Origin of the sequence: Corticicoccus populi, assembly GCF_042686195.1 — a bacterium.
Lineage (GTDB): Bacteria > Bacillota > Bacilli > Staphylococcales > Salinicoccaceae > Corticicoccus > Corticicoccus populi.
Genome location: NZ_JBHUOQ010000001.1, coordinates 865,077 through 889,698 on the forward strand (window position 1 = coordinate 865,077; position 24,622 = coordinate 889,698).

The 24,622-nt window shown below is 41.1% G+C and carries 20 protein-coding genes; all 20 read right to left on the bottom strand.

The genetic code is table 11. The features are described 5' to 3' along the window. Positions 1-4: 4 nt before the first annotated feature. Positions 5-2,446: a DNA translocase FtsK gene (locus ACFSX4_RS04530; protein ID WP_377771984.1), complete on the bottom strand. Its 2,442-nt coding sequence runs from the start codon at positions 2,444-2,446 to the stop codon at positions 5-7. Positions 2,447-2,503: 57 nt separating this feature from the next. Next, positions 2,504-4,177, bottom strand: coding sequence for a ribonuclease J (locus ACFSX4_RS04535; RefSeq protein ID WP_377771986.1), 1,674 nt, complete (start codon positions 4,175-4,177; stop codon positions 2,504-2,506). A 17-nt stretch (positions 4,178-4,194) separates the two neighbouring features. Beyond that, a complete protein-coding gene (locus ACFSX4_RS04540; protein ID WP_377771988.1) occupies positions 4,195-4,452 on the bottom strand; it encodes a hypothetical protein in 258 nt (85 codons plus the stop codon). 1 nt (position 4,453) lies between these two features. After that, complete coding sequence (gene pnp / locus ACFSX4_RS04545) at positions 4,454-6,574, bottom strand: polyribonucleotide nucleotidyltransferase (RefSeq protein WP_377771990.1); 2,121 nt, start codon at positions 6,572-6,574, stop codon at positions 4,454-4,456. 113 nt (positions 6,575-6,687) lie between these two features. Continuing rightward, positions 6,688-6,957, bottom strand: a complete 270-nt coding sequence (gene rpsO, locus ACFSX4_RS04550) for a 30S ribosomal protein S15 (RefSeq protein WP_377771992.1) — start codon at positions 6,955-6,957, stop codon at positions 6,688-6,690. A gap of 177 nt (positions 6,958-7,134) precedes the next feature. Next, complete coding sequence (locus ACFSX4_RS04555; protein ID WP_377771994.1) at positions 7,135-8,103, bottom strand: bifunctional riboflavin kinase/FAD synthetase; 969 nt, start codon at positions 8,101-8,103, stop codon at positions 7,135-7,137. 12 nt (positions 8,104-8,115) lie between these two features. After that, the gene (gene truB / locus ACFSX4_RS04560) at positions 8,116-9,042 is read right to left on the bottom strand and encodes a tRNA pseudouridine(55) synthase TruB (protein WP_377771996.1); all 927 of its coding nucleotides are present in this window, start codon (positions 9,040-9,042) and stop codon (positions 8,116-8,118) included. A gap of 95 nt (positions 9,043-9,137) precedes the next feature. Beyond that, positions 9,138-9,473 carry a 30S ribosome-binding factor RbfA gene (gene rbfA, locus ACFSX4_RS04565; protein ID WP_377771998.1) on the bottom strand — a complete coding sequence of 112 codons (336 nt, stop codon included), beginning with the start codon at positions 9,471-9,473 and terminating at the stop codon, positions 9,138-9,140. A 5-nt stretch (positions 9,474-9,478) separates the two neighbouring features. Further along, positions 9,479-11,536, bottom strand: a complete 2,058-nt coding sequence (gene infB / locus ACFSX4_RS04570; protein ID WP_377772000.1) for a translation initiation factor IF-2 — start codon at positions 11,534-11,536, stop codon at positions 9,479-9,481. A 4-nt stretch (positions 11,537-11,540) separates the two neighbouring features. Further along, positions 11,541-11,849, bottom strand: coding sequence for a L7Ae/L30e/S12e/Gadd45 family ribosomal protein (locus tag ACFSX4_RS04575; protein WP_377772002.1), 309 nt, complete (start codon positions 11,847-11,849; stop codon positions 11,541-11,543). After that, positions 11,846-12,130, bottom strand: coding sequence for an RNase P modulator RnpM (rnpM, locus tag ACFSX4_RS04580; RefSeq protein ID WP_377772004.1), 285 nt, complete (start codon positions 12,128-12,130; stop codon positions 11,846-11,848). The genes ACFSX4_RS04575 and rnpM overlap by 4 nt, the downstream gene beginning before the upstream one ends. A 14-nt stretch (positions 12,131-12,144) precedes the next feature. Further along, a complete protein-coding gene (gene nusA / locus ACFSX4_RS04585; protein WP_377772006.1) occupies positions 12,145-13,203 on the bottom strand; it encodes a transcription termination factor NusA in 1,059 nt (352 codons plus the stop codon). Positions 13,204-13,219: 16 nt separating this feature from the next. Beyond that, on the bottom strand, positions 13,220-13,687 hold the full coding sequence (gene rimP / locus ACFSX4_RS04590; RefSeq protein WP_377772008.1) for a ribosome maturation factor RimP: 468 nt from the start codon (positions 13,685-13,687) through the stop codon (positions 13,220-13,222). Positions 13,688-13,808: 121 nt separating this feature from the next. Continuing rightward, the gene (locus ACFSX4_RS04595; protein ID WP_377772010.1) at positions 13,809-18,089 is read right to left on the bottom strand and encodes a PolC-type DNA polymerase III; all 4,281 of its coding nucleotides are present in this window, start codon (positions 18,087-18,089) and stop codon (positions 13,809-13,811) included. A 42-nt stretch (positions 18,090-18,131) separates the two neighbouring features. Beyond that, positions 18,132-19,817, bottom strand: a complete 1,686-nt coding sequence (locus tag ACFSX4_RS04600) for a proline--tRNA ligase (protein WP_377772012.1) — start codon at positions 19,815-19,817, stop codon at positions 18,132-18,134. Positions 19,818-19,829: 12 nt separating this feature from the next. Beyond that, positions 19,830-21,113 (bottom strand): RIP metalloprotease RseP, encoded by a 1,284-nt coding sequence (gene rseP / locus ACFSX4_RS04605; protein ID WP_377772014.1) that lies wholly within the window; start codon positions 21,111-21,113, stop codon positions 19,830-19,832. Between the two features lie 4 nt (positions 21,114-21,117). Continuing rightward, positions 21,118-22,242 (bottom strand): 1-deoxy-D-xylulose-5-phosphate reductoisomerase, encoded by a 1,125-nt coding sequence (locus ACFSX4_RS04610; RefSeq protein WP_377772016.1) that lies wholly within the window; start codon positions 22,240-22,242, stop codon positions 21,118-21,120. Positions 22,243-22,258: 16 nt separating this feature from the next. After that, entirely contained in the window at positions 22,259-23,053 is a 795-nt protein-coding gene (locus tag ACFSX4_RS04615) for a phosphatidate cytidylyltransferase (protein ID WP_377772018.1), read from the bottom strand. A 4-nt stretch (positions 23,054-23,057) separates the two neighbouring features. Next, on the bottom strand, positions 23,058-23,804 hold the full coding sequence (locus ACFSX4_RS04620) for an isoprenyl transferase (protein WP_377772020.1): 747 nt from the start codon (positions 23,802-23,804) through the stop codon (positions 23,058-23,060). Between the two features lie 256 nt (positions 23,805-24,060). Further along, positions 24,061-24,618: a ribosome recycling factor gene (frr, locus tag ACFSX4_RS04625; RefSeq protein WP_377772022.1), complete on the bottom strand. Its 558-nt coding sequence runs from the start codon at positions 24,616-24,618 to the stop codon at positions 24,061-24,063. Positions 24,619-24,622 lie beyond the last annotated feature (4 nt).

Consider the following 24,622-nt stretch of genomic DNA (forward strand, 5'->3'; position numbering starts at 1 on the left):
CTCCTTATTCTTGATTTTCAATGAGTACTGTCCGCGGTTTACTGCCGCTCGACGGTCCGATGACACCGTTTGCCTCGAGGTCATCAACAAGCCTTGCCGCACGGTTATAACCGATTCTGAACTGTCTCTGCAGTAATGAGGCACTTGCACGCTGTTCTTCTATGACGAACCATTTCGCATCCGGATACAGCTCATCTTCAGATTCTACACTTTCTTTTTCAGGTGCCTTATTCATAATTGATTTCTCATAATTGGCTTTCATCTGACTGGTAATAAAGTCAACAACATCATAGACTTCATTGTCTGATAAAAATGCGCCCTGAACCCTGATTGGTTTTGAACGGCCGGACGGAAGGAATAACATATCCCCTTTACCCAGAAGTTTTTCAGCACCCTGTCCGTCGATAATTGTTCTTGAATCGGTTTGAGAACTCACACTGAAAGCAATTCTTGACGGAATATTCGCCTTAATAATCCCGGTGATAACATCAACCGACGGACGCTGTGTCGCGATGATTAAGTGAATTCCTGCTGCACGTGCCATCTGTGCAATACGTGTGATTGATGCCTCTACATCTTTTGAAGCGACCATCATTAAGTCCGCAAGCTCATCCACTATAACGACAATGTAAGGAAGTTTCTGCACTTTTTCAGGTTCATCCGCTTCTCTTTCCAAGTATTGGTTGTAAGCTTCAATATTACGCGTTCCTGAGTGTGAGAATAAATCATACCGCCGCTCCATTTCACTGACGATTCTGTTTAACGCGTCACTCGCTTTCTGCGGGTTGGTCACCACAGGCGATAACAGATGTGGAATACCATTGTATACATTCAATTCCACCATTTTCGGATCAATCATCATCAATTTGACTTCATGCGGCTTCGCATTCATCAAAAGACTGGTAATAATACCGTTAATACACACAGATTTACCGCTTCCTGTTGACCCGGCAACAAGCAGATGGGGCATTTTATTGAGTTCAGCTGTAATCGGTGCCCCTGATATATCTTTTCCAAGCACCACTTCAAGCGGATTGTCTGTCTGCTTTCTCTTTAATACTTCCCGGAGCGTGACCATGCTGACAACTGAATTCGGCACTTCAATACCCACTGCAGATTTACCAGGTATCGGTGCTTCAATACGAATGTCTTTTGCTGCAAGACTCAGTGCAATATCATTTTGAAGATTGATGATTTTGCTGACTTTGACACCGATGTCCGGTTGGATTTCAAACTGTGTTACCGCAGGGCCGATACGGATTTTTGAAACTTTGGCATTCACACCGAAATTTTTCAATGTTTCCTCAAGTACACGCCCCTGTTTAAGTACCTCTTTATTACTCATTTTCTCGGATACTTCGGCATCTTTAAGCATTTGTATCGATGGCAGCTTATATTCTTTCAACTGTGCAATCTCTTCATCGTCCAGAACATCTACAGAGCTGCTGCCGGTATTATCCGACTGCGTCTGATCGAGATCATCTGTTTCATATTGAATTTCCTGAGGCTTCTCTTCCTCAGTATCAATCTGCATGCCGTTAGTGTCATTTTCTTTTACTTTGGCAGTCGTTTTAGCTGCTTTTTTATTCGATGATGCAGGCTTCTCTTCTTTAAGTTCCGGTTCATCATATGAGTACATATCTTCTATAATCGTTTCATCCGGTGTTAAATCTTCAAATTCCTTCGGTGCATCGACAGCTGCAGTTGAAGATTCTTTTGATTCCGCCTTCTTTTTCGGTGCTTTTTTCGGTTTTTCCTTCACAGACTTTTTATTTTCACTGCTGCCGTCAAATAAACTGCTGTATAGTGTTTTTAAACGGCTGAATGCACTTCCTGTAATCTTCACAAGTCCGGAAGCTGCACCTTTCACAAATTTCACCATATGCGAAAAATCTGTAGACAATGATTCTTCTATACTTTTTCCTGCAATCAGCAAATAACTGAAGTATATGAATATCACACTGAGAAGCAGTGTGCCGAAAAGAGAAACACCTGTTGATGAGAAACTGAACAGTGCCTGGCCGATAATTCCACCGCCGAAAAATCCGCTCTCACCCGATGTCCGTATTGTATTTAGGATTTCATCAAATGTATAGAACGATTCAATTCTTGACCGCTCAGTAATATATAAAATAGAGTGGAATAAAAACAAGAGACCAAACTGAAGCAGCAGATAACCGCCCATACGTTTAGTAAATGGAATTCTCTGCTCTGTCGCTAAATACACACTGAGTAAAACAATAACCACATAAGTGAAATACCGGCTGAGTCCGACAAAGTATGCAAAGAAACTGTCAATATATTCTCCGATAACGCCAAGCTGAAACACCGCAATAACCGTTAACAGAACTAATAGGAATGCAGTAATTGAATAATAGGTACGGTTATTCTGAGGCGTTTTGCGCTTTGTCGTTTTTCTTGTACTCTTCCTTGGTTTTGCCGCCATACAAATTCCCCCTTCAATTGATAATGAGACTGCCTTAACCCGACAGTCTCATGCACTTTATATTTCAGATATGATAGGGATAATCATTGGGCGCCGCTTCGTACTGTCGTACAAGTATTTCCCTAAATCATCACGGATACTCTGCTTAAGTGTACTCCACTCAATTTTCTTACTGCCCAGTGCATCATTAACGATATCCGTCACTCTGTCGGATGCATCATTTAAAAGTTCTTCACTCTTTTTCACATAAACAAATCCGCGTGACTGTAATTCAGGTCCCGCAACAATCTGTCTTTTCTTCGGGTCAATTGAAATGACCACGATAAAGATTCCATCTTCACTGAGTAAACGTCTGTCACGAAGCACAATATTGCCGACATCACCGACACCGCTGCCGTCAATCAACACGTTGCCCGCTGCCACTTTCTCTGCACTGACCATCTCTTTACCGTCATAGGACACAACGTCGCCTTTTTCAAGTAAAAAGATATTTTCAGGAAGTACACCTGTTTCAGTCGCAAGACGTGCATGGGCAATCTGCATTTTAAATTCACCCTGTACAGGGATAAAGTAGCTCGGCTTCATTACATTCAGCATCATTTTAAGTTCTTCACTCAAACCATGACCGGATGCATGACTGTTCTGTTCAGGTGTTAACACTTTCGCACCTGCTTTTACCAGTTCATTAAGCGTGCTGTAAAGAATGACTTCCATATTGGATGAAGGTGTCGTTAAAATGTAGACTACATCACCTTCTTTAATATTTGTCACTGAATGACTGCCCTGTGACATCGTGCTTAGAGCTTCAATCGGTTCCCCTTGGGACCCGGTTGCTATAATTACAATTTCGTTGTCCGGATATTTACCGATTTCATGACTCGGTACAAGAAGACCTTCCGGAATATCAAAATAGCCTAAGTTTCTTGCCACTTTAAATGAGCTTTCAAGTGTTCTTCCAAGGAAAGACACTTTACGCTTGGCTTTTACAGCATTATTCAACACCTGTTGAATTCTGACGAAGTTAGACGCATAGCATGATACAATAATACGTCCTTTTGCCTTATAAAATTCATCCAGAATATGTTCTTCAACGACATTTTCGGCAGTATTATAACCGCGTTTCTCCGCTTCTGTTGAGTCACTGATTAATGCCAGAACATTTTTTTCTGCAATTTCATACATTTTTTTCATATTATAACCGTAATCTCCGGTTAAACTCTGATCAAATTTAAATTCCCCTGTATAGACAATGGAACCGTATTTTGTTTCGAGACTCACACCATATGAATCCGGAATACTGTGGCTGGTTTCAAAAAATACCATTTCCACATGTTTAAATTTCATACGTGACTCGCTGTTGATTGTATAAAACTTAACTTTCTTTCTGACACCTTTCTCTTTCAAACGTTCTTTAACAAGAGCAAGTGTCAGTTTTGAACCGTATACCGGAACATTTAATTCCTCTATGATATACGGAAGTGCACCAATCGAGTCCTCATGACCATGGCTTAAAAAGATTCCTTTTAAACGCTTCTTATTTTCCAGAACGTATGAAATATCCGGGATAACAACATCAATCCCGAGCATTTCATCTTCCGGAAACATCAGACCAGCATCTAAAATGAACATCTCCTCATCGACTTCGACGACGTACATATTTTTGGCAATTTCACCAACACCGCCAAGTGGAATGATTTTCACATTCACATTATTTTTTTCTGCTGAATTCAACTTATTTCCTCCTAAATCTACTTAAAAGTGGCATGGTAATACTTACCGTCAATAGTCACATGGGACACAGATACATTTTTTGTAACGTAGCGTGTTTCATCAGAATTTTTTATGACTAATTCTGAAACTTCATCACCTTTTGACAATAGATCTTTTAATTCATTTCCAAGCATCATATCTTCAAAAATAATTTTCACTTCGTTATCGTCTTTAATTCTTAACTGGCCCGAAGTATCATATTCTTTACTATTTAACTGGACATAATCAAATATCATTCTATGCCTCTCCTTTATCTTTATCTGACTCTAACATTACCTTTCTTGATGCATTTACTCTGCCCTGGTTGTCAATTTCCGTTACTTTAACAAGGAATTGATCACCCATTTTTACAACATCTTCTACTTTATTTACACGTTTGTTTTCAAGCTGGGAAATATGAACGAGTGCATCTTTACCCGGGAATAACTGTACAAATGCGCCGAATTTTTCGATACGTTTTACTTCACCCATATACACTTGTCCGACTTCCGCCACACGTGTAATATCTTCAATCCATTTTTTCGCTTCATTAATCATATTCTGATCACTGTGCCCGATAAATACAGTACCATCCTGTTCAATATCAAGCTTGACACCTGTCGCATCAATAATTTCATTAATTTTCTTACCGCCCGGTCCAATGACATCACGGATTTGAGCCGGTTTAATGTGCATCACTTCAACCTTAGGTGCATATTTAGAGAGCTCTTCACGCGGTGCACTGATTGTCGCAAGCATATTATCAAGAATATGCAGACGGCCGACACGCGCCTGTTCCAGAGCTTCATGCAGAATATCTTCACTCAGACCGTCAATTTTAATATCCATCTGAATTGCAGTAATTCCTTTTTCTGTACCTGCCACTTTAAAGTCCATATCGCCGAGCGCATCTTCCATACCTTGAATATCTGAAAGAATCGTATAATTTTCTGCTTTTTTAACAAGCCCCATCGCAATACCTGCAACCGGTGCTTTAATCGGCACACCTGCATCCATTAACGCAAGTGTCGACCCACAAATCGATGCCTGTGACGTTGAACCGTTGGATTCAATGACTTCTGATACAACACGGATAGTGTACGGGAATTGTTCTGCATCCGGAATCACCTGGAATAAAGCACGTTCACCAAGTGCACCGTGTCCGATTTCACGACGCCCCGGTCCGCGGATCGGTCCGGTTTCACCTACTGAGAAGTGCGGGAAGTTATAGTGATGCATGTAGCGTTTTTCTTCTTCGGTACCGAGACCATCGATAATCTGATGTTCCCCGAGCGCACCAAGTGTACAAACGGACAGCGCCTGAGTCTGACCGCGCGTAAATAAACCTGAACCGTGTGTTCTAGGCAGTAATCCAACCTGTGAGTTAAGCGGTCTGATTTGTTCCGGCGCACGTCCGTCAGGACGGATTTTTTCATCAGTAATTAAACGGCGTACTTCTTCTTTAACGAGGCTGTTCAGTATTTCACTGACTGCTTTAAGTGTTTCTTCATAATCTTCAGCTTCATCATCCAGTGTAGCAATGACCTGATCTTTAGCCTCTGAAATTTTTTCATCACGTGCCTGTTTCTCATGTTCCTGAATAGCTTCAAACAGCCCTGCTGCTTTTGCTTTTTCAACGAGATCCTTATGAAAATCTGCATCTTCTTCCTTAAGTACCACATCAGCCTTTACAGGCTCAACGTCTTTAATGATTTCTTCCTGGAATTCGACTACTTTTTTAATTTCTTCATGGCCGAACATAATCGCCTTCAGCATCGTTTCTTCAGTCACTTCTTTCGCGCCTGCTTCAACCATGTTGACAGCATCTTTCGTACCAGCAACCTGAAGCTCCAGTTCTGATGCTTCAAGTTGTTCAACGGATGGATTTAAAACAAATTCCCCGTCGATTAATCCCACTGTCGCTCCGGCAATCGGTCCCTGGAACGGAATGTCACTGACACCAAGTGCAAGTGAAGATCCGAGCATTGCCGCCATCTGTGGTGATGCATCGGGATCTACTGAAAGCACCATTGATATCACTTGAACATCATGTCTGTATCCATCCGGGAACAACGGGCGGATCGGTCTGTCAATCAGACGGCTTGTCAGTGTTGCTTCTTCGCTCGGGCGTCCTTCTCTTTTATTAAAACCGCCGGGAATTTTACCTGCTGCATATAACTTTTCTTCATAAGCAACAGTCAGTGGGAAGAATGGAAGATCTTTCGGCTCTTTGGAACCAGTCGCTGTGGATAAAACAACTGTCTCGCCGTAACGTACTAAAACGGCACCGCTTGCCTGCTTTGCCATTTCACCGTACTCAATTGTTAAGTCGCGTCCTCCCCATGTTGTGCTGTATGTTTTTTTAGTTGATTCTGTCATAATTTGTTTACTCTCCTTAGTGTGGCTACTTATAATTAAGTGTATCATTTTTACAGTAAAATATATATATAAAAAGGCATATCCTGTTTGTCGGATATGCCTTAAGTGTGAGATTAGCGGCGAAGACCAAGTCTGCCGATAAGTTCACGGTATCTTTGAATATCTTTTTCACGAAGGTAAGTCAGCAGGTGTTTTCTGCGGCCGACCATTTTCAAAAGTCCACGTCTTGAATGGTGGTCTTTCTTGTGTACTTTCAAATGTTCGTTAAGTGTAGTGATTTCTGCAGTCAGTACAGCGATTTGTACTTCCGGAGAACCAGTATCACTTTCGTGAACACGGTATTCTTCGATTAATTGATTTTTGCGCTCTTGTGTAATTGCCATGTTTAGCGCCTCCTTAAATAAATAATATTCACCTGTACCCGAGCAGTCGTCGGAGTTTCTAACTGCCAAGATAAGGCACTTGACTAAGTATACAGAAATCATCTTGTATTTTCAAGAGATTATTCCTATTTAATCATTCCCTTGATATAAAATGAGTGCAGAAATAATTCTACTCAATTATACTGCAGGTTCCGACAAGCTGACTTCCGATAATAATGTTTCAGCTGTATCCTTGTCTTTAGTAATCTGGGCAACAAGTTCTTCAATGCCGTTAAATTTCTTCTCATCCCTGATAAATTCATGCCAGTAAACAGTGACGCTCTCACCGTATATACTCCGGTCAAAATCAAAGAGGTGTACTTCTATCGACGGCTTTACCGCTGAGTCATGGAAAGTCGGCTTAACTCCGACATTACATACCCCTTTCAACAACGTACCTTCATTATTCAGCCTAAGCGTTACTGCGTAAACACCGTTACGCGGCAGAAAGTACCGGTATTCCGATTCAATATTGGCTGTCGGAAACCCGATTGTCCTGCCTCTTTTTTCACCCTGAACAACGAGACCGCTGACAGAATAAGTTCTTCCAAGCGCATCATTTACATCCTGAATATTTCCTTCAGATAAGTCTTCACGGATTTTTGTCGTTGATATTTTAGCCTCTGAACCGCTGCACTCACACTTGTCGATGACTCTGACTGTAAATTCATCATAGTCCGCCAAAGTGTTTATATTGCCGCGACCTTTATATCCGTAAGTAAAATCGAACCCTGCGATTAAGGTATTGATTCTGGAGCCGATAATGTACTCCTGAACAAAGTAATCCGGGTCCAGTGATGCAAAGCTGCTTGAAAAATGAATAATAAAACAGTAATCAATTCCTTTTTTTTCAAGCATATCCAGTTTCACATCAAGCGGTGTAACATATGTGGTTCTCTGCTGCTTTGGATTCAGTACAACTGACGGGTGGGGATCAAATGTCATTACAGCTTTTTTTAATCCTTTTTCTTCTGCAATTCTGCTCATTTCATCAATCACGGATTGATGTCCTCTGTGAAGCCCGTCAAAAAAACCAATTGCCGTCGCACTTTCTTCTATATCAGTCAATTTAATATCATTGGGATGATGTAATCTAAACGTCTGCATTATTTAACCGCCTTATATATCAATATCACTTGTAAACATTTTAAATGGTTTCAGTTCATCCGGTTTTTTCGGGTGTTCCATATAAAGGGCAATCACTTTTCCCTCGTGCTTAAAGACAATATATCCTGAAGTCACAGATGAACCATCAACATATTTAATCATATCATTTTTATATATTTTCTGCCCGTTCCTGATTTTGAAAAATAAATCTTCATCAGAAATATGAATGGTATTTTCTTCAGTAATAATATTTTCAACCGGCTGAATCACTTCTTCCGGATTCATTTCACTGAGCTCTGAAAGAGTGACTGCCTGACTGATAGTAAATCCACATGATGCATTTCGAACCAGATGTGACATATGTGCAGGCACCCCGAGCTTTTTCCCGATATCCACAGCGAGTGTACGTATATATGTCCCTTTAGTACACAGCACCTCAATGTTAAATGTAAGTGTACCGTCCTTCCTTACAATGTCATCAGTTCTTTCAATGTCTTTTATAAACACTGTTTTGACAGGTCTTTCAACTTCTATCCCTGCCCGTGCATATTCATAAAGCTTTTTTCCGTTCACTTTCACTGAAGAATAAAGCGGCACCTGCTGATGATATTCTCCTGTAAATGACTGAATCGCTTTATCAATTTCTGCAGTGTCCAATTCCGGCACTTCAGCCTGTTCAATAACCTCGCCTGAAGCATCTTCTGTCACTGTAGAAACCCCGAGTGTCACTTCAGCGGTGTATGCCTTGTCCCGCTCCTGCATATATTCCGTAAGCTTTGTCGCCTGACCGAGAACCAGCGGCAGCACCCCTGTAACATCGGGATCAAGTGTCCCTGTATGTCCGATTTTTTTCATTCCTAAAATTTTTCGTGCTTTAAATACAACATCATGGCTGGTCATTCCAGCCTCTTTATATATGGGGATTACACCATGGTACATTTGTATTCTCCTTACTTTCGTCTTTATGACCAAAATTAGTATAATCCATTCAAAAAAAATAGGCAAACTCAAAATTCTGAGTCTGCCTTTTCTTCTTACTTTTCTTTTATATCATTCAGTAATGATTCAATTTTATGACCGTATTCAATGGACGTATCATATTTAAAGAATAATTCAGGTGCTTTTCTCAGACGGATACTTCTTGCCACCTCTGAACGTACAAGACCTTTTGCACGGTCCAGTGCCGCCTGTACTTTTTCTTTATTATCATTGAATGATGTGTAGTAAATCGTTGCATTTTCAAGTTCTGTTGTCAATTCAACATCAGTCACTGTCACCATGCCGATATCTTTATCATCGACTTTAGTACGCAGTGCCTCACTGACTACTTTTTTAATTTCTTCTGATACTCTTTCACTTCTGTTACTCATTTAGATCACCTTTCAATCTCAACCATGACATAAGGCTCAATCTGGTCGCCTTCTTTAATGTCATTGAAGTTCTTAATCGTGATACCACACTCATAACCTGCAGAAACCTCTTTCGCATCATCCTGGAATCTCTTCAGCGCATCAAGTTCACCTTCATAAATGACAACACCGTTACGAATTATGCGGACAGTAGAGTCACGTGTAATCTTACCGTCTGTAACATAAGAACCGGCGATTGTACCGATTTTAGATACTTTGAATGTCTGTCTGACTTCAACGTTACCGATGATTTTTTCTTCGTACTCAGGATCAAGCATCCCTTTCATCGCCTGTTCGATTTCTTCGATGACTTTATAGATAATGCGGTGAAGTCTCATATCCACATTTTCCTGGTCTGCCGCTTTCTTCGCATTAGTATCCGGTCTCACGTTAAAACCGATAATGATTGCATTTGAAGCATTCGCAAGTGTCACGTCCGATTCGTTAATCGCGCCGACACCTGTGTGGATAATTCTGATATTAACACCTTCAACGTCAATTTTCATCAATGACGCATTCAATGCTTCAACAGAACCCTGCACATCCCCTTTAATAATCAGATTCAAGTCTTTCATTTCGCCTTCTTTCATTTGTTCAAATAAATTATCAAGGCTGACTTTCTGAGTCTGTTCACGATCTTTCAGGATTTGATTTTCGTGACGTAATTCACCGATTGAACGGGCTTTTTTATCGTCTTCAAATACAACAAAACGGTCGCCTGCCTGAGGCACATCATTCAATCCTGTAATCTCAACCGGTATTGAAGGACCGGCATTATTAATCCGTGCACCTGTATCGCTTGTCATTGCCCGGACTTTACCGTAAGTGTTGCCGACAACTACAGAGTCCCCGACTTTAAGAGTTCCGTGCTGAACAAGGAGTGATGCTGCGGGACCGCGTGATTTATCAAGTTCCGCTTCAATTACCGTACCGATTGCAGGACGGTTCGATTCTGTTTTCAGTTCCGCAACCTCACCGACAAGTGTAATCATTTCGATTAAATCATCAATACCTTCTCCGCTCAATGCAGAAAGTGGTACGAAAATAGTGTCGCCGCCCCAGTCTTCTGGATACAGACCATGTTCACCAAGTTCAGTCATTACACGGTCAGGATTTGCTGTCGGCTTATCGATTTTATTTACTGCAACAATAATCGGCACTTCTGCTGCTTTCGCATGGTTGATTGCTTCAATAGTCTGAGGCATAACACCATCATCTGCAGCCACAACAAGAATTGTAATATCAGTCACCTGCGCACCGCGTGCACGCATTGTTGTAAATGCTGCGTGACCTGGTGTATCAAGGAATGTGATTTTCTTACCGCCCGACTCAATTTGATACGCACCGATATGCTGTGTGATTCCGCCTGCTTCGCCGGCAGTCACTTTCGTATGGCGTATGGAGTCAAGAAGCGTTGTTTTACCATGGTCAACGTGCCCCATAATTGTTACAACACTTGGTCTTTCTTCAGACATATCATCACTCAAGTTAAAGTAATGCTCTAAATCCGTATCATCAACAACCACTTCAAGCTCCGGAGTGAAACCGTAGTTGTCTGCAATCAGTTCAACAGATTCATTTTCAAGCGACTGGTTAATGTTTGCCATTACCCCTACCATAAATAAATCTTTAATCACTTTAGATGCATCTACTCCAAGCTTTTCAGCTAACTCACCGACTGTAATACCTTCTTCATAAGTGAAGGTTTTACTTTCCGGTTCTTTAGGTGCTTCTTTTTGAGGCTTTTTGTCATTATTTTTAGCAGTATTCTGCTTTTTGTTCTGCTGATTCTTATTATTTTTCTTAGCATTGTTGTCTTTCTTGCCGGAAGTATTCTTGTTGTCTTTTTTAGAATCTTTGGATGCTGATTTTTTAAACTTCGCATCCAGCATTTTGACTTCTTTATCTTCTAATGAACGCATATGGCTCTTAGCTTCAATGCCTTTTGTCTTTAAGAAATCCATAATATCTTTTGTTGAAGCTTTTACCTCTTTTGCATACTCGTGGATTCTGATTTTACTCATTGAATCACTTTCCTTTCCCTGCAAGCTCCAGACACTTTTTCCCAAATCCTTTATCCACCACCGCAAGAACGACCCGGTTTCCGGCGCCGGTTGCACTGCTGAGCTCTTCTTTGGTGTATTGGTCTATCACTTGTACTTTATAAAACTTAGATTTATCTTTAATTTTCTTCGTTGTACTTGTACCCGCATCACTGGCCAGAAAAATAACACTCGCCTGCTGACGTTTAATCGCATCCAGCGTTTTTTCTTCACCATTCTGCATTTTTCCGGCACGCTTAATGAGCCCGAGTAAGTTTAAAAGCGGATCTGTCATCGTTTTGGAATATCCTCTCTATAAATCAGGCGGATGATTTCATCATATACAGACACCAATGATTCGGGATCTCTGCCGAGTTTTTTTTCAAGTACTTTTTTATTTCTTGCATTTTCAACTTTCTGCAAGTCCTTTACCACATAACTGCCGCGTCCGTTTTTCTTACCGGTAGGGTCGACAAATATTTCGCCTTCCTTAGTTACGACAATTCGGATTAAGTCTTTTTTAGGATGCATTTCATTGGTTAAAATGCATTTCCTAAGTGGAATTTTTTTAGCCAAGTTTAATCACCTGCTCATTCTTCTTCAATAATGCCCTCTTCAGCTGCATCTGAAGCAGACTTAATATCAATCTTCCAGCCGGTTAACTTCGCAGCAAGACGCGCATTTTGACCGCGTTTACCGATTGCAAGAGACAGCTGGTTATCCGGTACAATCACTACTGTCGACTGGTTTTCTTCATCAACAATAACATCAACAACTTGAGAAGGACTCAGCGCATTTTTAACAAACACTTTAGGATCCTTATCCCAAAGAACAATGTCGATTTTCTCGCCGGACAATTCATTCACAATTGCTTCAACACGAGCACCTCTTGCACCGACACATGAACCGACAGCATCAACATCGCTGTTTTCTGCATGCACACTGATTTTTGAACGTTCGCCTGCTTCTCTGGCAACACTCATCACTTCAACAGTACCGTCGTAAATTTCAGGTACTTCCTTTTCAAATAAACGTTTTAACAAATTCGGATGTGTACGTGATACAAAAATCTGTGGTCCTTTTGTTGTCTGCTCAACTTTATTGACATATACTTTAATCCGTTCATTCGGTGTATATGTTTCGTTCGGCATACGTTCAGATTCAGACAAGACAGCATCTGTACGTCCGAGTTGAATATAAACAAAACGATGGTCGACACGGTCAATCAGACCTGTCATCACTTCGTCTTCCTTATTAATGAACTCATCATACAAAATACCCCGTTCTGCGTCACGTAAACGCTGCATTACTGCCTGTTTCGCTGCCTGTGCACCGACACGGTTGAAATCTTTAGGTGTCACATCTTCATCAAACGGGTCACCGATTTCATAAGCAGGGTTTGTCATACGTGCAGACTCAAGGTCGATTTCAGCTGTTGAATCTTCTACTTCCTCCACAACATCCTTGCGTGAAATCACCCGGTATGTGCCGCTTTCAACATTCAAGTCCACGCGGACATTTTTATGCTGCGTATAATTCTTTTTATATGCTGTAATCAGTGCCGCTTCAAGCGTTTCAAAGAGCACCTCTCTCGGAATGCTTTTTTCCTTTTCTAAATAGTCAATCGCATTCAATAGTTCCTGATTCACTTTTTAATTCCTCCCATCATAATAAAACAGCTTTTCTTATTGTTGCAATCTTATCTCTGTCTACAGTCACTGTTTTCTTTCGTGTTTTATCTTTGTACTCAATTGTGACAGTGCCTCCGTCATAAGACGTCAATATGCCTGTCCATTCCTTCATTCCGTTAATCTGCTGGTATGTTTTCACATAAATACCGTTATTCAGTGTCATTTCTAAATCATCATCATCTTTAATCGGTCTTTCCGCTCCAGGCGATGACACATCTAAAAAGTATGCCCCTTGAATGATATCCCATTCATCCAGCTTTTCACTTAAAACTTCACTTGCAGCAGCACAGTCCTCTAAAGAAATACCGCCTTTTTTATCCAGGTAAAGCCTCAGGAAATAATCAGGACCTTCTTTGACATAATTGACTTCAATCAATTTAAAGTTAAGTGTTTCAATGATTGGTTTCACATGGTCAAATACTTTTTGCTCTGTGTGATTCACTTTAAAATCGCCTCCTTATAAACGTAAGAAAAGAACGGGTAACCCCGTTCTTCTCCTCGCTTCTCTGAGTATTAATATCAAAGTAATTATAACATAACAAAAATTGTCATGCAAATGAATCTTAAATGTCAAAAATCGATAACTGCGCCTTATCCGGAAGATGATCCAGAGATCCAAGTGCTGTCATATAATCGATAATTTTCTGGGATACCCCGGCACGTTTATTCAAATCTTCTTTGGAAATAAACGGTTCTGTCACCCGGGTGTCGACGATTCTCTGTGCAACACTTGCACCGAGTCCCGGTACTGCGATAAACGGCGGAATCAATGAGTCGCCTTCAATCTTAAATTCAAAAGCGTCGGATTTTTCAACATTGACCGGTGCCATTTTATAACCGCGGTGGGCCATTTCATTCACAATTTCCAATACAACAAGTGTATCTTTCTCTTTCTTTGATAAATCATGAAACATACTGTTCATTTCTTTTACTTTATGACGGATGGTTGATTTATCTTTCACCATCGTCAGTAAATCAAAGTCCGATGCACGGACAGTGAAATAACTCGCATAATAAAATAAAGGATGATGCACTTTAAAATATGCAATACGCACTGCCATTAATACATATGCTGCGGCGTGCGCTTTCGGGAACATGTACTTTATTTTCTTACATGATTCGATGTACCATCTTTCCACACCGTTCTCAATCATCGCCGCTTCATGCTCTTCTGTCAGACCTTTACCTTTTCTCACTTTCTCCATAATGTTAAAAGCAAGTGACGGTTCAAGCCCTTTATACATCAAGGTCACCATAATATCATCCCGGCAGCCGATAACATTTTTCAAGTCACAGGTTCCCTGGCGTATTAAGTCCTGTGCATTGCCGAGCCATACATCCGTACCGTGGGACAATCCGGATATCTGAACGAGCTCACTGAAAGTGGACGGCCTCGTGTCTTCAAGCATCTGACGGACAAACCCTGTTCCAAATTCAGGCACACCGAGTGTCCCCGTCCGGCACAGTATGTCATCTTCCTTAACTCCGAGCGATCTTGGAGAACTGAACAGCATCATCGTTTCCTTATCGTCAACCGGAATGGTTTTCGGATCAATACCGGACAAGTCCTGAAGCATACGTATCATAGTGGGATCATCGTGTCCGAGTATATCAAGTTTCAAAATATTATCATGGATAGAGTGGAAATCAAAGTGTGTTGTTTTCCATTCGGAATCTACTGCATCGGCCGGATACTGGATTGGTGTAAAATCAAAAATATCCATATAATCCGGCACAACAATAATCCCGCCCGGGTGCTGGCCTGTCGTACGCTTAACACCGCTGCATCCTTTCACAAGACGGTCGACTTCAGCACCGCGCCGTGAGATTCCATGATCATTCATATATCCCTTCACATAACCGTACGCCGTCTTTTCAGCCACCGTACCGATAGTGCCGGCACGAAACACATAATCCTCCCCGAATAATTCTTTCGTGTAATTATGTGCTCTCGGCTGGTAGTCACCACTGAAGTTCAAATCAATATCCGGTACTTTATCCCCTTTAAAACCAAGGAATGTTTCAAACGGGATATCCTGACCGTCTTTTATGAGAGCCTGCCCGCATGTTTCACATTCTTTATCCGGAAGGTCATAACCCGATGACACACTGCCGTCTGTGAAAAACTCTGTTGTTTTACAGTTTCCACATATATAATGCGGAGGCAGCGGATTTACTTCTGTAATTTCTGTCATCGTTGCGACAAAACTTGAACCGACCGATCCCCTGGAACCTACCAGGTACCCATCGTCCAAAGATTTCTTAACGAGTTTTTGACTGATTAAGTAAATAACACTGAAGCCGTTACCGATAATACTGTCGAGTTCTTTTTCCAGACGCTCAACAACAAGATTAGGAAGGTCCTCTCCGTAGATAGACTTCGCATTATTGTAGCTGAGCTCTCTGATTTCTTCGTTGGCACCGTCAATATTCGGCGTATACAGGTCATCTTTAATCGGTTTTATATCATCAATCATTGCTGCCACTCTTTGCGGTGCATCAATAATAATTTCTCTTTTTAACTTTTCATCAAGAAAAGCAAATTCATCATACATTTCCGCTGTTGTTCTGAAATGCGCATCCGGCAGGTTCCCTCTGCTGAGCGGATTACCCGGATTACTTTTCACGAGTATTTCACGGCACAGTTTATCAGACGGATCCAGATAATGTACATTTCCTGTCGCAACAACCGGTTTATCAAGCTCCCGGCCGAGTTTTATAATATTCATAATAATCTCTTCAAGCGTCTCTTCGCTTCTGACTATCTCCCGTTCCAGAAGACGTGAATACAGCGCTTTTGGAAACACCTCGAGATAATCATAAAACTTCGCCGCTTCTTTTGCTTCCTCGTAAGGTTTCTGCATCATTGCAGTAAATACTTCACCCTGATCACATGCACTGCCGATTAGAATACCTTCTCTGTATGTTTCAAGGACCTGTTTTTTTATTCTCGGTGTCCGGTAAAAATGATCCGTCAGAGAATGAGATACAATCTTAAACAGGTTTTTTAACCCTTCCTGTGTCTGTACAAGAAGCGTAATGTGGGAAGGCATTGCCCTTTTATATGCGTCTTCTTTGGCAAGCTTCGTATTTATTTCCTTATGATTCGTAATACCGAGAGATTTAATCTGCTGCAGCATTTTTATAAATATATACGCAGTCGCTTCCGCATCATAAATGGCACGGTGATGCTGTGTCAGTTCGACATTGTATTTTTTTGCGAGAATATTGAGTCCGTGCTTTTTAAAGTCCGTATTTACTGTACGCGACAATTCGAGCGTATCAATGACACCGTTTGTGTAGCTCCCAAAGCCTTCCCTCTGATAGGCCGCTTCAATAAAGCCCATATCGAATGATGCATTGTGTGCAACAAATACCGCATCACCGACCCACTCTTTGAAGTCGGTAATCACTTCGCTGATCGGCGGTGCGTCAACAAGCATATCATCAGTAATGCCGGTAATTTCTTTAATAGTTTCTGTCAGCGGTTCATTCGGATTACTGAAGCGTTCAAATTTATCGATGATTTCCCCGTTCTTCACTTTAACGCCCGCAAGTTCAATGATCTGGTCATATTTTGAAGACAAGCCGGTCGTCTCAACATCAAATACTACAAATTCATGTTCATCAAGAACAATATCCTGCGGCAGGTAGGCAATCTGGACACCGTCATCAACGAGGAGTCCCTCCATACCGTAGAGAATTTTAACCCCGTGTTTCTGACCCGCATAATATGCATCCGGATAAGCCTGCACATTATTATGATCTGTAACGGCAATGGCACCGTGCCCGTATTCCTTTGCACGTGCAACATATTCTTCAATATTTTTAAGTGCATCCATCTGACTCATGGATGAATGAAGGTGCAGTTCAACACGCTTGTCATCAAACGGATCTGTTTTTTTCTTCTTCTTCACTGCAGTCAGGTTCTTGATTAATAAAACCATGTCCTTCATGAATTCATCGTATTCAACGTTACCTTCAATAATCACCCAGTCATTCTCGCTCAATGCATCAAAGACCAAGTCATCATCCTTGTTATGCCGCGAAAACATTTTACATGCGATGGAATCTGTATAATCCGTCAGCTTCACCGTCAGTATTTTTCTGCCCGTCCGGGTCTCTTTGACTTCTTTGTCGAAAATTAAACCTTCTATCTTAACATTGAATTCTTCATCTATTACATTTTGAAGCGGTCTGACACCATCAAAAGTAAGCGGCTTGCCGATCTGCTTTTCAACTTTAATATCTTCATTCACTTCTCTATCCTTCAACTCTTCCTGATGAGAAATAAAGTTCTGAACGAGTTCGGTTTTTTCTTTTTTCAAACGTTCTTCAAGTTCATTTCTTAAATTTTCATCAAGTGTTGAATCGACTTCAAATGCGATTTCATCAAACGGCATGCCGTACTCAGTATAGATATCTTTTAAATTTCCGTTAATATGCTTATTGAAATGACTTTGTGCTATCTCATTCTGCACTGAAAATATCAGTCTTCCATCCTTATAAGCCTTATCACAATTCAAAAGCTGGAACTTCACATTTTGGTTGACATTGATGGTATCAAGCATCATTTCGAGGTAGTCAATAATCCGCTGCTCATCGAATGAATCACTTGTTACAACAAGCTTTGTATCCGCAATACCTTTAAACGCTTCTTTAATATTTGCCTCCATCAACTGACGCATACTTGACGGGATCATCCGGTCAAAATGGAGATGGAACTCAAAACGCCGTTCCTCATCAAATGACACAATTTTTTTGAGCACCCCGCTGTTGAGGTGCTCATTTAAGTTAATATCCGCTTGTTTTAATAATATTTCAAACTGTTCCTTGCCGTGCATGGTCAACACTCCTATAAAGGTGTTGTTTAATTGTAAAACAACTTAATAATTTGCATTTAAGAAAGATACCAGTTCATCGACCGGAACCTCTTGTGACTCTTCTCCGCTCCGTGCCTTCACTTCAACAATACCATCTTTAATACCGCGGCCGACAACAACACGGTACGGCAGCCCGATTAAGTCGGAGTCTGCAAATTTAACACCTGCGCGCTCTTTACGGTCATCATACAGTACCTTGTATTCCTTCTTCAGTGTTTCATAAATGGCTTCAGCAGCTTCAGCGGCAGCTTTATCTTTAGGGTTCGCAGTCACAACATGAATATCAAACGGCGCCACATTTTTCGGCCAGATAATTCCTTTGTCATCATGATGACTTTCAATAATCGCAGACAGAGTCCGTGAAATCCCGATACCGTAACAGCCCATTAATACAGGTACACTTCTGCCGTTCTCATTAAGTACATTCAAGCCCATTGCTTCTGAATATTTCGTACCCAGCTGAAACACCTGGCCGACTTCAATCCCGCGCATGAATTTAACCGGTCCACTGCCGTCAGGAAGATATTCTCCTTCTGTAATAAAACGGAAGTCCCCGTACCCTTCAACATCAAAATCACGTTCATGATTGACATTAATGAAATGCACATCCGTTTCATTCGCACCTGTCGGATAATCTGACATGCTTTTCACCTGATAATCCACATACACCTTAACCTTTGTATTCACAGGACCGAGACTGCCTGGTGAAGCATTAAACTGCTCAATAATGTCCGCTTCATCCGCCAATGTCATCTCTTCGATTCCAAAATAGGATTTCACTTTAATATCGTTTAATTCATGATCCCCCCGCAATAACAGCATAATCAGTTCATCTTCTGATTTAAGGACCATTGTTTTTGTTGTATTTTTAAGCGGTATATTTAAAAAGTCCGCGAGATCCTGACAGCTCTTAACACCAGGTGTGCTCACTTTTTCAAGTGTCTTAAACTCACCGGAAGGCTTTTCTGTTTCTACGCATGGTGCTTTTTCAATATTCGCTGCATAATCATCATCTTCAGTAAATACAATGGTATCTTCACCAATATCCGCAAGCGCCATAAACTCATGCGTGTGGCTCCCGCCGATAGCACCGGAATCCGCTTCGACTGCACGGTAATTTAAATTCACTCTTGAAAATATTTTTGAATATGCCTGATACATATCATTATAAGTCACATCAAGTGATTCTTTATCTACATGAAATGAGTATGCATCCTTCATGATAAATTCGCGTCCTCTTAAAAGTCCGTATCTCGGTCTTAATTCATCACGAAATTTTGTCTGAATTTGAAATAAAGTGAGCGGCAGCTTCTTATAACTTTTCAGCTCATCACGTAAAAGTGCAGTAATCATTTCTTCGTGCGTCGGGCCGAGCGCAAACTCACGGTCGTGCCGGTCATTTATTCTCATCAGTTCTTTACCATACGCCTGCCAGCGCCCGGATTCTTCCCATAGTTCCTTTGGATGCAGTACCGGCATGTGGATTTCAACACCGCCGATGCCATTCATTTCTTCACGTACAATCTGTTCAATATTATTCAAAACAAGTTTTGTAATCGGCAGGTAAGAATAAATACCACTTGCCATCTGCTTAATCATTCCTGATTTTAACATTAAACGGTGACTTAGACTCTCCGCATCCTGTGGTGTTTCTCTTAATGTTGGTATAAACATTTGCGATTGTCTCATTACAGTTCACTCCTATAGGAAAAATGTTTTGATGTCATTCCAAGTTACCAGTACCATAATCACCAGCAGGAATAAAACACCTAGTAATTGTATATTGATTTCAACTTTTCTGTTCAGCGGCTTTCTGAAGATTCCTTCATACAGGACAAATAAAATACGTCCGCCGTCAAGTGCCGGAATCGGCAGTAAATTCATAATACCAAGGTTAACACTCAACACTGCTGTAAAGTTGATTAATGTAATCAAGCCCTGTGCCGCCACTTCTTCGGTCACTTTATAAATTCCGACCGGCCCGTTCAGCATATCAAATGAAAACGTCCCGTCAAAAATACTGAAGAACAGCTGGCCGACCAGTTCAAAGATTAATGTACTCATTGCATAAGTCTGCTCGAGACCCCACCATATCGGTGCAACTGTACCTGTTTCCCTGTCCTGTCCGATTCCAATAATCAGCCTTTCGACGACTTCCCCGTCAGGCAGTTCATTACTCATAACTTCAGGTGTTAATTCAAGTGTACGGTTTTCACTGTCACGTGTTGTTTCAAGAGTCAGTTCCGTATCTCCCTCACTTTGAATCACTTCCGTCATATGATCCCAGTCTCTGATTTCTGTGCCGTTGATTGAATCAATTCTATCACCGACTTCAAGGCCCGCTTCTTCTGCAGGAGAATCTTCACCAATCAGACCCGCAACAGGTTCATCGGACGGTCTGCCTTGAATGTAAAAAAGAAGTACAAATAATACAAACGCCAGCAGGAAATTAAATAACGGTCCTGCAAAAAGTGTCATAAACCTCTTCCATACTGATTTTGATTCAAATCTTGCAGACTGCGGTGCGATTCTTTCAAGGTCGGAATTTTCAACATAATACGCTTCATCAGCGATATGATACGTAATTTCCTCCTGGTCATGAAGGCGTGTCGCAGTGACAACCATTTCCTTACTTAAATCCGAAGAAACGACCTCTACTTCTTCAATGTTTGTAAAATTGTGCTTGTCATCAAGAAGTATATGTGTAATTTCATTCTCGTTGTTTACTTTTAACTGGATCCGCATCCCTGCATTTAAGGGGTTGGTCTCCATGTCATTTGAAGCCATACGTACATAACCGCCGACGGGCAGAAGACGTATGGTATATAATGTATCGTTATACTTATAGGAAAATATTTTCGGCCCCATGCCGATCGCAAATTCGGGGCACATAATTCCCGCTCGTTTGGCAAAGATCAAATGGCCCAGCTCATGAACTGTAACCAGCACACCAAAAACGACGATAAAAGCTAAAATGCCGGTCATTTAATCACCTCATATCAGACTTGTACAGTTTGTCATAATGTAAAATTGTTTCTAAATCAGGATTCGCCACCACTTGATGGGCATCCATCCGTGATTCTACTATCTTCTCAATATCAAGAAAAGAAATACTTCCTTTTAAGAATTCCGACACAGCAAATTCATTGGCTGCATTCATCACCGCAGGCATTGTCCCGCCTGTTCTCAGTGCCTGATAGCTCAAATCCAGCAGCCGGAAGCGTTCATAATCCATCTGTTTGAAATTCAGCGTTGATAACTGACTGAAATCCATCGGATTATGCATCGGCAGCCGTTCAGGATGACTGAATGCAAATTGAATTGCTGTCTTCATATCTGAGTTCCCCATCTGTGCCATAATGCTGTTATCAACAAATTCCACCATAGAATGAATGGTACTTTCACGGTGCAGGATGGTCGTAATCTGATCAACATCAAGATCAAAGAGCCATTTAGCTTCAATGACTTCAAGTCCTTTATTCATCATTGTCGCTGAATCAATTGTAATTTTCTCACCCATTGCCCAGTTCGGATGCGCGAGAGCCTGTTCACGGGTCACATCTTTTAATTCATGACGTGATAAATCCCGGAATGATCCGCCGCTTGCAGTTAAAATGATTTTGCTGACTTCTTTCAGCGACTCACCTCTCAAGCATTGAAAAATTGCGGAATGCTCTGAGTCAACGGGAATAATATTAACATTCTTCTCCCGTGCACGGGACATGACAATGTCACCAGCAGCAACGAGCGTTTCTTTGTTGGCGAGCGCAATATCCTTCCCTTTTTCAACAGCAGCAAGTGTCGGAGATAAGCCGACACTGCCCATGACTGCAGTGAGCAGCATATCCGAATCATCACACGCTACCGCATGAAGGCCTGCCCCGCCGTACTCTACACTGATATCAGGGAATGCCTCTGCAATGATTTTTGCATCAGACGCTTCTGACACTGAAACGAGTTCCGGAGAAAATTCATCAATAATATTCTTTAGTCTTTGAATATTTTTTCCGACGGATACACTTATTAATTTAAATTCGTTCGGATTATTGCGAATAACCTCAAGCGCCTGGGTTCCAATTGACCCGCTGGCACCGAGAATTGATATTTTCTTCATACTTGTACTCCTTATTTTAAACGATTAACGGCAGAATATTCATTAAAGGAAGAACGAATATAAAACTGTCAAAACGGTCTAATACTCCGCCGTGTCCGGGAAGAATTCTCCCTGAATCTTTCACATCAAAGTGACGCTTCAATGCAGATTCAACCAAATCCCCGAGCTGACCCGCCACACTTAATACCATTGTGAACACGATTAAAAGAACAACAGGCAGGTTATCAATCCAGCCGAAGAAATAAAATACCAGGGCAAGAATCACACTTGAAAATATTCCGCCGGCAAATCCTTCTATGGTTTTATTAGGGCTGATCTGCGGCCAGAGCTTACGCCGGCCGATGGCGCGGCCGAACAAGTACGCTCCGGTATCTGTAACCCAGACAATCAGCAGTGCGTATAAAATATAAATCAGTCCCGCTTCACGTGTTTCATAAAAATACATAAAACCAATACCGATATAAGCCACCGCAAGAACACAAAAACCCATATCAACGAAGGAGAAGCGGTTTTTACTCACTACTGTAAAACTCAGCATTAACAGTGCCATTACTATAATCAGATCAACCTGTACATCAGTAATATAGCTCTCATAAGAATATGAAACTTCCGGCATCATAATAATAAATAAAGCAATAAGTGATAGTATGCCGGGAATCGAGAAAATATGTATACGGTTCATCTTTAAAATCTCATATAAAGCTGTAAACGATAATAAATAAACCAATATCAGCATTGGCAAAGAACCTACGACTACTATCGGTACAAAGAGAAGTAAAGCAATAATAGCCGTTATTGTTCTAGTTTTCATCATCTCACCCTTCCTCGCTTAAGCCCCCAAAGCGACGCTCACGCGTTCGATACTGTGTAATTAAGTCATCCAGTTCATCACTTGAAAATTCCGGCCAGTTTGTTTCTGAAAAGAACAGCTCGCTGTATGATGACTGCCATAATAAAAAGTTCGACAGCCGGTACTCTCCGCTTGTTCTAATAATCATTTCCGGATCCGGTATATTTTTTGTCATTAAATACTGGTCAATCGTATCTGCAGAAATATCTTCAGGTGACAATACACCAGCTTCAATTTCTTTATACATATGTTGAAACGCATCTGCCATTTCATCACGGCCGCCGTAGTTCAAAGCGAATACAAGATTCAATCCGGTATTCATTTTTGTTTTTTCAACAGCTTCACTTACCGCCTTTACAGTGTGTGAAGGCAGTGCTTCAAGGTGGCCGATTGTCGTTACTTTAACATTTTTCTCAATCAATTCCGGAAGGAAAGTCCCGAGAAAATCGCCGGGCAGTTTCATCAGGTAGCTGACTTCACTTTTTGGACGTGCCCAGTTCTCTGTTGAAAATGCATACAGTGTTAAAAACTTAATTCCGATATCAGAGGCATGCCTGGTAATCCGCTTCACATTCTGCATTCCCTCATAATGACCATGTATCCGCGGCCTGTTTCGTTTTTTGGCATATCGTCCATTACCATCCATGATGATAGCGATATGTTCAGGTAGATTTTTGTCTACTTTATCTTCTTTCTTTTTCTTCCCAAACATATTAGGTAAACCTCCAAAATGATTATAATAATAAGTATACAATGATACATATGTGTCCTCAATCAATTTATTGTAACACACTATCGATTATTTTACGGGAATGAACACAGCCTGTAAGAAACCCCTCAACAATATTCGGATGATGTGCATTGCAGTGGGACTAAGTCGGTAAAAAAGATTCTTTATAAATCATCGTTCCTGATTAAAAGCGCATATAAAAAAGGCAGGAAAATTCCCGCCTTTAAAATAGTGAAGATTAAACTGCCAAAATATCTTTCTCTTTATCATCACATAATGCATCAACTTGTTTAATAAAGTCGTTGGTCAGTGACTGTACATCGTCATTATAGCCTCTCAAATCGTCCTCGGAAAGTTCACCGTCTTTTTGCAGGCTTTTCAGCTTATCATTGGCATCACGACGGATATTACGAATTGCCACTTTGGACTCTTCTCCGATTTTCCGTGCATCTTTAACAAATTCTTTACGGCGTTCTTCTGTCAATTGAGGTACAGTAATGCGAATTAAAGTACCGTCACTTGTCGGATTGACACCTAAATCTGCTTTTTGAATTGCTTTCAACACATCGTCCACTGAACTCTTGTCATATGGTGTTACTGTCAGCATTCTTGCTTCCGGTACACTGATTGTCGCAAGCTGATTGACAGGTGTCTGAGCACCGTAATAATCAACAGTGACACGGTCCAAAAGACTTGCATTTGCCTGTCCTGTACGAATTGAGGCAAGTTCCTTATTCAAACTTTCAAGCGATTTCTGCATTTTTCCTCGTGCATCTTTCAAAACTGCTTCACTCATAGTT